Origin of the sequence: Candidatus Culexarchaeum yellowstonense (assembly GCF_024707025.1) — an archaeon.
Taxonomy (GTDB): domain Archaea; phylum Thermoproteota; class Methanomethylicia; order Culexarchaeales; family Culexarchaeaceae; genus Culexarchaeum.
Map to the genome: position 1 here is coordinate 1 of NZ_JANGFQ010000054.1, position 9,673 is coordinate 9,673.

The window sequence follows — 9,673 nt, forward strand, 5'->3', positions numbered from 1 at the left end:
TAGGCATCTTTTGGCATCTATCTTATTTAGTTGCCTATATGCTTCCCCCTCCCATCCCACGCTTCTAACGCCATTCTTTTCTCCTAATATTGTGACTCCCGTACTTGCAGTACTCTCCTTCCAGTTTACCTCTACTCCTAGGCTATTGAATATTGCTCTCTCTGTTGATGTGAAGTTAAAGCTTGCACTTATAGTGTTGAAGTTTGGATCTTTCTCTAATCCTTCTCCAACTATTCTTCTAGCTTCATCGAATATTTCGTCTATTGGTGGATTTTCTATTGCTGGATCATATATTCCTTCAACTGTTGGGGGTTTTCTTGGTTGTGGTAGTGTTTTGAAGTCTGGGTCTGGTTCTTTAATTTTAGCGAGCTTTATTGCTGTCTTAACTGTTTCTTCTATGCTCGCCTCATCTAGTATTGTTGTGTGTGAATATGCGAGGCTTTTCCCAATGACTACCCTTACACTTATACCTTCCACACCTTCACCTGATCCAACTCTAGTTTTTACTCCACTTACCCTATCATTGGCTGTCATTATGCTTATCCTATTGGATCTTGTGGCGTATGCTTCTGCTTGTGATGCACCATATTTTAATGCTTTCTCCACAGCTATTTTTACTGCTTCAATGAGTTCCATTACCCCCTCCCTCCAACCATCATATTCTCTATTCTCATATGTGGTCCTCCACATGTGGTTCTCATGGATTGCCCCATCTTCCCACAGAAGCTTGGGTATATATCGAAGTCTTTTGCCACTCCAGTTACATTCTTTAACGTTTCAAGTATGAATCCACTCATGCTGAAGTCTCTAAGCTTCTCCTTTATTTCTCCATTGACTATTAGGTATGCTTCTTGAGCTCCAAATTGGAATATGCCTTCAGCTGGGCTTACTTGTCCACCTCTACCACCCTTCGCATATATCCCATACTTTATGTCTTCAATTAATTCTTCGAAGCTCATGTCCCCTGGCTGGAAGAATGTGTTTGTCATTCTAACTATTGGTGGGAATCTGTAGTCTTGTGCTCTTGCATTTCCAGTTACTGGTAGACTCATTTTCCCAGCCGCTTCCCTATTGGTTAAGTATCCCTTTAAAATCCCTCTTTGTATTATGACTTTCCTTTGTGTTTTTATGCCTTCATCATCGTATACGTCTGTTCCAAATCTTTCTGGTATTGTGGCGTCATCTATTAGTGTTACATGTTCTGAACCTATCTTTTCTCCAAGTTTCCCTCTTAGTATGCTTGTCCCTCTTAGTACTCCATCAGCTTCTGAGGCGTGGCCTATAGCTTCATGCGCCATTAATCCTGATAATGCTCCATCTATTACCACTGTGAATTTTCCTCCTGGTGCAGGTTTCGCTTTCAATAGTTCCATAGCCTTCCTTGCAGCTTCCATGCTTCTCTCTTCCACCTTCATTCTTTCAGTTACTTCAAATCCACCTAGCATTGCATATCTATCCCTATATGATTGTATTAATCCTGCTTCCCTAGCGTAAGCCCACATTCCCCAGTAAACCCATGAATTTCTCATTTCCAGCTGAGTTCCATCGCTTGTGCATATGATTTTCGTTTCTGTGTAATCGTCATAGTTTGATGTTGTCTTTATATTTGGTGATATCTTCCTTGCAGCTTCATCCGCCTTTAATAGGAATTTCATCTTTTCCTCTATTGATACTTCTTCTAGTGGTTCTTTCACTGGAGTTTTCACTTCGTCAATTACCACATTGCTTGGTGCTAGATTCATTTTTTCAGAGTCTTTGCTTGCTTGTTTAGCCATTTTTGTAGCTATGTTTAGGGCGTTTTCAAGTGATCTTTTATCGATATTGTTTGTTGTGGAGAATCCCCATGCCCCATTAAGTAGCACTCTTATTGCAACTCCCTGCTCTATTCCAGGGGCTGCTGAAACGATCTTCCCATCTCTAATTTCGATGCTTGTGCTGTGAAACTTTTGATATCTTGCTTCCACATATTCTCCTCCAAGTTCGCTTCCCTTACTTACCACCCATAACATTAAATCCATAATGTGCGTCATCAAATCATATTTCAATTTAAATTGCTTATAACCTTTTAGTTTCAATGTTTTGGATTTCCAATTTTTGTCCATTAGCAACAAGTATATTTTGTGCCATTGTTTATTTATATTGTTGATTTGTATGCTGATTCCATGTGAAGTTGTTGTTAAGTTTGTTTTGCCTAGTGTTAGGGCTGCTTTGGCTAAGAGGCTTATGTTAAATTATGGTTTTAAGCAAATTGAGGTGGCAAAGCTTCTTGGGGTTAGTCAGCCTGCCATTAGCCTTTATAGTAGGCGTTTGAGGGGTGGAGCTCTCAATGTTGAGGATTATCCTGATATTATGGAGCATATTGATTTGCTTGCTAAATCCTTTGCTTCCGGTAATGTGGATTATAAGTTTTTTGTTGGTGAAGTGTGCAGTATATGTAGGATTGTGAGGACTAAGGGTTTACTTTGCAGTTTCCATAAGATTGTTGACTCCGAATGTAATCTTATGGATTGCGACCTTTGCAAGTCTATCTCTCAAAAATGTTGATAAATAATAGTGTGTTGGTTTTGGTTTACTGAACTTTCAAATGTACTTCTACATTCTCTTTTAATGTCCATAGTACTGGACAGTATTTTTCCGCTAGTTCTGCTGCTCTTTGTATTTCCTCCTTTGGAGCTCCTTTTGCATTTATTTCCACTTCTATGTTCTTGTATCTTTGTGGTGTTTCTTTCATGGTTTCTCCATGAATCTTTACTTCCAAGTTTTCCACATTTATCTTTCTGCTGTTTAGTATTCTTAGCATTACTGATGATAGGCATCCTCCCAATGCCACTAGTACTAGTTCCATTGCTGAGGGTCCATACCTCTTTTCTGCTCCAACTGTTTCCATTGATCCTCCCATTACCACTGTGAATCCTGTTTCTGTGGTGGCTATTAGGCCTACCCCCTTATGTAGCTCCACTTTCACTTCAACCATGTTCTCATCAACTGTTTTCTTTACTTTTTGTATTTATGTTTTCTGTTTTAGGTATTGGTTGAACCATTCTATCATGTGCTTTAGCCTTTTAACTCTATGGTTTGGTTTCCCTGATCTGCTGAATACGTGACTTCCACTTGTGAATAGTAGTAGTTTTGCTTCTTTTCCGAGGTATTTTAGTGCTGTGTAGAATAGTAGTGCTTGGTCTAGGTAGCATCTGTAATCTTCCATGCTGTGTATTATTAGTATTGGTGTTTGAACTTTGTTGGCGTGTGTTATTGGTGATTTGTTTATCCATTCCTCCCTATTGTTCCACCAGTCTCCACCTATTTGGTCTGGTACGAAGTGGAATCCTATGTCTGTGGTTCCGAATTCAGCTAGCCAGCAGCTTATCCCATTTAGTGATACTGCTGCTTTGAATTTGTTGGTTTGCGTTATTATCCAGTTTGTCATGTATCCGCCATAGCTTATCCCCGTTACTCCCATTCTCTCTTCATCTATGTAGTTATACTTTCTTGTTACATATTCGATCATTTCCATTATGTCTTGATAATCTCTTTCACCATACTTCCCCCTTATATCTGCGAATTCTTCACTATATCCACCACTACCCCTAATGTTTGCATATATCACCACGTATCCATTGGCTGCGCATATTTGGTGTTCGAACATGAATGCGTATCCGAAGGTGCTTTTTGGTCCTCCATGTATGAATATTATTGTTGGATACTTTTCCCCTTCCCTGTATTCTGTTGGTTTCATTATCCATCCTTCTATGTTGGCTCCATCTGATGCTTTGAATTGGAATCTCTCATGTTCCTGCACTTTCACTTCCCTCAATATTTCATCGTTGAAGCTTGTTAACTTTCTTTCTAAGCCATTCTCCCATACATAGATTTCTGCTGGCATCTTTTCAGTTACCTTTGTGTATACTATCTTGTTGTCTTTTACTTGGAAGTTTTCTATTACGAAGTCTCCTGTAACTACGTCTTCTACTTCCATTGTTTTCATGTTCATTTTGTATATGTTGTGTCTCCCCCCTCTTGTTTGTGTGAAGTATATTTCATCATTTTCTATTATTGGTGGTTGTGGTGCTTGGTATGGTCCTCTTAGATCGTAGTATATGCTGTGATTTGTTTGGTATCCGGTTTTCCCGGTTAGGTTTTGTAGTTCTTCTGTTTCTATGTTTATTTGCCATATGCATTCATGTGTTGGGTATCCTCTCCTATAGTCGTTTCCTCTGAATATTATTCTTTTACCGTCTGGGTGCCATGTTAGTGGTCCTATGCCCATTCCCATATGCTTTAATTTTATGGTTTCCCTTGTTTCGAGGTTTATTATGTGTAGGTATTGTTTTCTTGGTTCCATGTAGTTTGTTGTTGCTGCGTATGCTACCTTCTTTCCATCATTGGAGTATTTTGCTTCCACTATGTCTATGTCTCCTGAAGTTAATTGTTCCACTTCATTTGAGTATATGTCTATTTGGAATAGATGTGTGTTTATGTGGTGTGTGAACCCTATTCCATCAAACCATATGGGTATTTTGTCTATCAGTCTTGCTTCTTGATCCAATTCCCCCCTCATCACTGTTGATCTGTATAGGATGTGTTTGTTGTCTGGATTCCATGATGGCTGTATTATTCCATTCCTACTCTTCATTACTAGTCTTGGTTCCCCACCATTTATTTGTTGTATCCATAGTTCGTTTCCAGGTTCCCCTTCCCTTATGGTTCTTCTTGATATGAATAGTAGTTTTTTGCCATCTTGACTCCATCTTGGCCATGTGTCTGTGGGTCCATTTGTGGTTAGTTCTACTTCTCCATTATCTATGTTGATAACCCATATTCTCGATTTGTAATTGTTTTCTTGAGTGTCTGGTTTTATTGTTACGAAGGCTATTCTTTTGCCGTCTGGCGATATTTGTGGGTCGCATACTGACGTGAACCTATTGTAATCTTCTATTTTTAGGCTTCTCATGATCTCAGCGTATACCTTTATGTTTTAATTGGTTATTTAGGTTTGTGTTTCAATGATTTCATTTAGTATTTTGTTGTATATGTTTATGGCTTCATCTTCGCTTTTCACTCCCCTTATTATCATCCTCCCATTTTGGAATATGCTTACATCTTTCCCCTCATATTCTATTGCTATCATTATTCCAGTCACTATCTTCACTTTATGTTTCTTTGAAAATTCCTCCTTCAACTTCTTTAAGTCTATTTTTATTGGTTTTGTTGGGTTTACGTTTATAACTCCTCTCCCACATATCCATGTGGTTTTTGGTGGTGGTATATCCATTCTCCCGCCCCCTGTGCATGCTGGGCAGTTCTCCTTCCTCCTTACTTCTATTTTGTGGAATTCCATGGTTTTGAAGTCGCATACCAGTAGTTTCCCCTTTAATGTTCCATTTATTCCAGCTATGATCTTTATTGCTTCCATGGCTTCAATAGCCCCTATTATTCCCGGTGTTGCCCCTATAACCCCCCTTGTTTCGCATGTGGGTAGTAGGTTGTCGTCTACTTTTGGGAATATGCATTCTAGGCATGGTGTTTCTGGTGGGCTTATTACTGTTATGTTTCCCTCCATTCCTATGGCTCCTGCAAATATGTATGGTATCCTATGCTTTATGCTTACCCTGTTCACTATGTATCTTGTGCTCATGTTGTCTAGTCCATCGACGATCACGTTTACATCGCTAAGTAATCTTTCTGCGTTGGATGTGTTGAGGTGTTCTGGTATTGGTTCCACCTTTACTTGTGGATTCATCTTCTCCAGCTTTCTAGCAGCTACCTCCACTTTTGGGTAGCCTACTTCACTTGGATCGTATAGTACTTGTCTATGTAGGTTGTGTATTTCCACTATGTCGTGATCTATTATCCTTATGTATCCTACTCCAGCCAGTGTTAGGTATGTTGAGGCTATGCTTCCAAGTCCTCCAACCCCCACCACTGCCACCTTTGATTTCATCAGCTTCTCTTGCCCCTCTTCTCCAAGCTCCCTTAACACTATCTGCCTAGAATAGTATTCTCTCATCATATCCTTCGTTATTGATTATGTGTCCTTGGCTTTATATGGTTTTCACCATTTATGATTGTTTGTTTTCCATGCTACATATGCATATGGTAGTGTTAGTGTTAGTATGCATAGTGCTGACATTCCGTATCCCAGTATTATTAGTGTGAGCATTGCCATAACCCCCATTATGGTCGTCACATTCTCTATTATTGTAGCCTTTTTACTACTAGTCTTCTTTGCAAAAGCCCCTTTTGGTGTAACTTCCCACTTCTCCCTTTTCCCAATTATAACCTTCATGCTTTGTATTAGTACTTGTGGTGCTAGGACTGCTGCTAAGGCTGTGCATCTCCCCATTATTACTATGCTCCTCCAGGTTTTCAATCCAAGTCTTTTTGCAGTATGCATGTATGCTGTTGCTTCCAATGCTGATAATGCTATTGTTATTGGTATTAGGAATGTCGCTTGTGCCATTAGATCTGTCTTTATAATTATTGATAGTAGTGCGAGTATTGCTATTGCAAAGTTTGCTAGTATTGCATGGTATTGTAGTAGGTGTAGTGCTATGTCTATCTTCCATGTTAATGGGATGTTTGCTTTAACCATCTTTGGTATGTTTTTCAGTAGTACGCGTATTGCTCCATATGCCCATCTTGATTGCTGTTTCTTGAAATCTTCATAGCTTAATGGTACCTCTACTTCCACATCTACTTCATCCATGTAATCTATCTTCTTCCCATTAAGTATCAATTTCATTGATATTTCCAAGTCTTCCCCTAATCCATCCTCTTCATCCCATCCTCCAACTTCTATTAATGTTTCCCTTTTGAATATGCATCCACTTCCAGGTATTATTATTGGTTTTCCAAGTATCTTCTTCCCCCTCATTATTATTGATGTTAGGAATTCCATGGATACTGCTTGTGCTTCTGCTATTGGTGATGCATTCATATTCTTTGTTGACCATTTTGTTGCCAGTGCATCTAGCCCTTCAGTTTCCATGTGTGTTATGGTTTCTTCTAGGAATGTTTCTTTTGGTATTGTGTCTGCATCGAATACTACGATGTATTTTCCATTGGATCTTTTTAGTGCATAGTTTAGTGCTCCAGCTTTGAATCCTCTAGGTTCCTCCCTCCTATAGATTTTTACCTCCAACTCCTTCACGCATGTTGCTTCCATTATCTTATCCCTTATTTCCTTGAATTTTTGTTCTGTATCGTCGCTTACAATGATTATTTCCATTTTATCTTTTGGATATGTTTGTTTTGATAGTGCTTTGAGTAATTCAATTATTGTTGTTGCTTCTTCATTTCTTACTGGTATTATTATTGTTGTTTTTGGGTATTCTTTGAGTTTCGCTTTAACCTTCTTTGCCTCTTCCCCCCTTACTCCAGTCCAATAGTATATTGCGTGGATTATCATTATTGTCCATGTAAATGCATATATTATTGTTATGAGGGTTATGGTTTGTATTGGCTGTATTACTGGTATCGTTATTTGAGTCATTATTTTCACCGTGGGCAATGGATTGTGGCTTTCAGTTTTATCGTTATACTAATCATAAAGTGTATTGTTTATTTATATGCTTTATCGTTTCGTTGCCTATTTATACTCCCTATACACCTATTCTATTGGATCTTTATGATTCTGGATGTTGAGTTTGTGAAGTATCATGGTTGTGGTAATGATTTCATAATTGTGGATGAGTTGGGTGGTGAAGTTGTTCCTGAAGCTTTTAAGGGTGCTTTCTCCATGAAGGTTTGTCGTAGGAGGTTTTCCGTGGGCGCTGATGACGTACTATTCATTGTTCCATCCACTTGTGGTGCTCATGGGTTTATGAGGGTTTTGGAGCCTGATGGGACTGAGGCTGAGATGTGTGGTAATGGTTTACGTTGTGTAGCTGCATATTTATCTGAGAAGCTTGGTTTAGATAAGTTGCTAATTGAAACTAGGGCTGGATTGAAGTTTGTAGAAAAGGTTGGTGATGGATGGTTTAAGGCTGATATGGGTGTTTTGAAATGTAGGTTTAAGGATTTGAAGAGGTATGTTAAGCTTGATTTCAATGATGAAGATGAGCTTATAGCTAGACGTATTAATTTCCCATTGATCGGAGATGTTGAGGTTTCCATAGTTGATACAGGCGTCCCCCATGTCGTGTTATTCTTGGATGATGTGGATAAGGCTAACATAAACTTGTATGCTGAAGCCATATCCAAGAATAAGAAGATCTTCCCTGAAGGTATATGTGTAAATCTAGTTGAAGTTTTAAATGATCATTCCATTAAGGTTAGAACTTATGAGAGTGGTGTTTGGGATGAGACTTATGCTTGTGGAACTGGTTCAACGGCTTCAGCTGCTGTAGCTCATCGCCTTGGACTGGTTAAGAGTGGGATTGTTGATGTTCATGTTCGTGGTGGAATGCTTAAGATCGTCATTGGAGATAGACTTCAAATGATAGGCCCAGCTGAGAAGGTTTTCACAGGTAGAATAAGAGTTGAAGTTTAATTGAATTTGCCAACCTAAAAAAAGTAAAAAAGTTTTGAGTTTATGCGGTTTTACTCTTCTTCATGTAGTCCATTGCTATCCCTATTATCAGCACTATCCCTGCCAGTACGCATATGTATGGTGCTGGATATGTGAAGTATAAGAATCTAAGTCTCCCAATGAATAATGTGACTCTGCTCATTATTGTCAGTGCGAAGCTACCTCCAAACCCTGCTACAAGGGTGTATCTGCCTATCCTTGCTATTGTGTTTAGTGGCCCTTTGAATTCTATGGTGAAGTAGAAGTAGAATAGTGCTGTTAGTACGCCTATGGCTACCAGTATACCATCAATGGGCTTTGGCAGCAATATCGCGGTGCCTGTTGTATCGGTTATGGTGGATCTTATTTGCTCTAGGAATTGAGTTTTTATGTATCTTGCCACTATGGTTCCTATTGATACGCCTAGGTATAGGGCTGTTGGATACCTGTAGAGATAGAAGTATTTCCTTGTGAAGAAGAATAGGTATAGTAGTCCTATAGGTACTGTGATCCACCACCACCATTCTCCTTTCGCCACATGTGGGTATAGATAGTTTGCCCATGCTGTGTCTATGTTTACTAGTGTGGTGTAGGCTGCTGCGGCGCCTATGTATGCGTGTTCAGCTATTCTGAAGAATATGTTTTCCCTATACAGGTAGCTGAGGAGCATTAATGTTATTCCGGCAGCCATTATTGTTGCGAGTGTAGGTATGTCTACTGACATTTACCTCCCCCTCCTCCTGGATAGGAAGTATCCTAAGTTTCCGAGTACTATGAATATTACTATTGCTAGGTGTGCCAGGGATTGTGCATCCATTGCCGCCGCACCCTCACCTGGTCTCCTCACCAATATTTCATATTCCGCTGCCCCCTTTGATCCGGTTGCCCATCCAACTATTTTGTCTGGCCAGTATGGGTACATTCTGGATGCTAATACTGCTCCAACTCCTCCTCCAACCTTCGTTCCATAAACGTCTGTGAGTTGTCTTACAACCCAATCTACGCTGCTATTTCCAAAGTATATTGCTATTGCCCAATCCTTTGCTGTTTTTGTGGGTAGGTCTTGGAAGAATGGCATGTCTCTCAATTTGTTTCCATATGCATCCTTCTCTGGCCAGAATACATTGGCTGCTACGGCTGCCAACCCTATTTCATAGTTTGGTA

Annotated in this window: 9 protein-coding genes and 1 pseudogene; 2 read left to right on the top strand and 8 right to left on the bottom strand. The window is 39.5% G+C overall.

The window, feature by feature from the left end; all coding sequences use genetic code 11:
• A partial coding sequence (locus MRT15_RS07020; protein WP_304329224.1) for a PmbA/TldA family metallopeptidase occupies positions 1–690 on the bottom strand: 690 nt, incomplete at its 3' end.
• Complete coding sequence (locus tag MRT15_RS07025) at positions 636–2,018, bottom strand: TldD/PmbA family protein (protein ID WP_304329226.1); 1,383 nt, start codon at positions 2,016–2,018, stop codon at positions 636–638. The genes MRT15_RS07020 and MRT15_RS07025, both read right to left, overlap by 55 nt.
• A gap of 133 nt (positions 2,019–2,151) precedes the next feature.
• Between MRT15_RS07025 and MRT15_RS07030 the strand changes: the two genes are divergently transcribed.
• Complete coding sequence (locus MRT15_RS07030) at positions 2,152–2,544, top strand: transcriptional regulator (RefSeq protein ID WP_304329228.1); 393 nt, start codon at positions 2,152–2,154, stop codon at positions 2,542–2,544.
• 25 nt (positions 2,545–2,569) lie between these two features.
• Here the strand turns inward: MRT15_RS07030 and MRT15_RS07035 are convergent, their stop codons facing one another.
• Genes MRT15_RS07035 through MRT15_RS07050 form a run of 4 tightly spaced genes read right to left on the bottom strand, consistent with a single transcriptional unit; the run spans position 2,570 to position 7,492 of the window.
• Positions 2,570–2,974 (bottom strand): OsmC family protein, encoded by a 405-nt coding sequence (locus MRT15_RS07035; RefSeq protein WP_304329230.1) that lies wholly within the window; start codon positions 2,972–2,974, stop codon positions 2,570–2,572.
• A gap of 33 nt (positions 2,975–3,007) precedes the next feature.
• Positions 3,008–4,951 carry a S9 family peptidase gene (locus MRT15_RS07040; RefSeq protein WP_304329233.1) on the bottom strand — a complete coding sequence of 648 codons (1,944 nt, stop codon included), beginning with the start codon at positions 4,949–4,951 and terminating at the stop codon, positions 3,008–3,010.
• 36 nt (positions 4,952–4,987) lie between these two features.
• The gene (locus tag MRT15_RS07045) at positions 4,988–6,010 is read right to left on the bottom strand and encodes a HesA/MoeB/ThiF family protein (RefSeq protein WP_304329234.1); all 1,023 of its coding nucleotides are present in this window, start codon (positions 6,008–6,010) and stop codon (positions 4,988–4,990) included.
• A 42-nt stretch (positions 6,011–6,052) separates the two neighbouring features.
• The gene (locus MRT15_RS07050; RefSeq protein ID WP_304329236.1) at positions 6,053–7,492 is read right to left on the bottom strand and encodes a glycosyltransferase family 2 protein; all 1,440 of its coding nucleotides are present in this window, start codon (positions 7,490–7,492) and stop codon (positions 6,053–6,055) included.
• Between the two features lie 135 nt (positions 7,493–7,627).
• Here MRT15_RS07050 and dapF point away from each other — a divergent pair, with 135 nt between their 5' ends.
• The gene (dapF, locus tag MRT15_RS07055; protein WP_304329238.1) at positions 7,628–8,491 is read left to right on the top strand and encodes a diaminopimelate epimerase; all 864 of its coding nucleotides are present in this window, start codon (positions 7,628–7,630) and stop codon (positions 8,489–8,491) included.
• A 40-nt stretch (positions 8,492–8,531) separates the two neighbouring features.
• Here dapF and MRT15_RS07060 read toward each other — a convergent pair whose 3' ends face one another.
• Both MRT15_RS07060 and MRT15_RS07065 read right to left on the bottom strand, forming a co-directional pair.
• On the bottom strand, positions 8,532–9,233 hold the full coding sequence (locus MRT15_RS07060; RefSeq protein WP_304329240.1) for a hypothetical protein: 702 nt from the start codon (positions 9,231–9,233) through the stop codon (positions 8,532–8,534).
• Positions 9,234–9,673 (bottom strand): annotated as a pseudogene (locus tag MRT15_RS07065) (hypothetical protein); the annotation flags it as partial.

Coding starts and splice junctions, on each gene's coding strand:
- MRT15_RS07025 (WP_304329226.1), bottom strand. CDS start 2,018: ATGGATTTAATGTTATGGGTGGTAAGTAAGGGAAGCGAACTTGGAGGA.
- MRT15_RS07030 (WP_304329228.1), top strand. CDS start 2,152: ATGCTGATTCCATGTGAAGTTGTTGTTAAGTTTGTTTTGCCTAGTGTT.
- MRT15_RS07035 (WP_304329230.1), bottom strand. CDS start 2,974: ATGGTTGAAGTGAAAGTGGAGCTACATAAGGGGGTAGGCCTAATAGCC.
- MRT15_RS07040 (WP_304329233.1), bottom strand. CDS start 4,951: ATGAGAAGCCTAAAAATAGAAGATTACAATAGGTTCACGTCAGTATGC.
- MRT15_RS07045 (WP_304329234.1), bottom strand. CDS start 6,010: ATGATGAGAGAATACTATTCTAGGCAGATAGTGTTAAGGGAGCTTGGA.
- MRT15_RS07050 (WP_304329236.1), bottom strand. CDS start 7,492: ATGACTCAAATAACGATACCAGTAATACAGCCAATACAAACCATAACC.
- dapF (WP_304329238.1), top strand. CDS start 7,628: ATGATTCTGGATGTTGAGTTTGTGAAGTATCATGGTTGTGGTAATGAT.
- MRT15_RS07060 (WP_304329240.1), bottom strand. CDS start 9,233: ATGTCAGTAGACATACCTACACTCGCAACAATAATGGCTGCCGGAATA.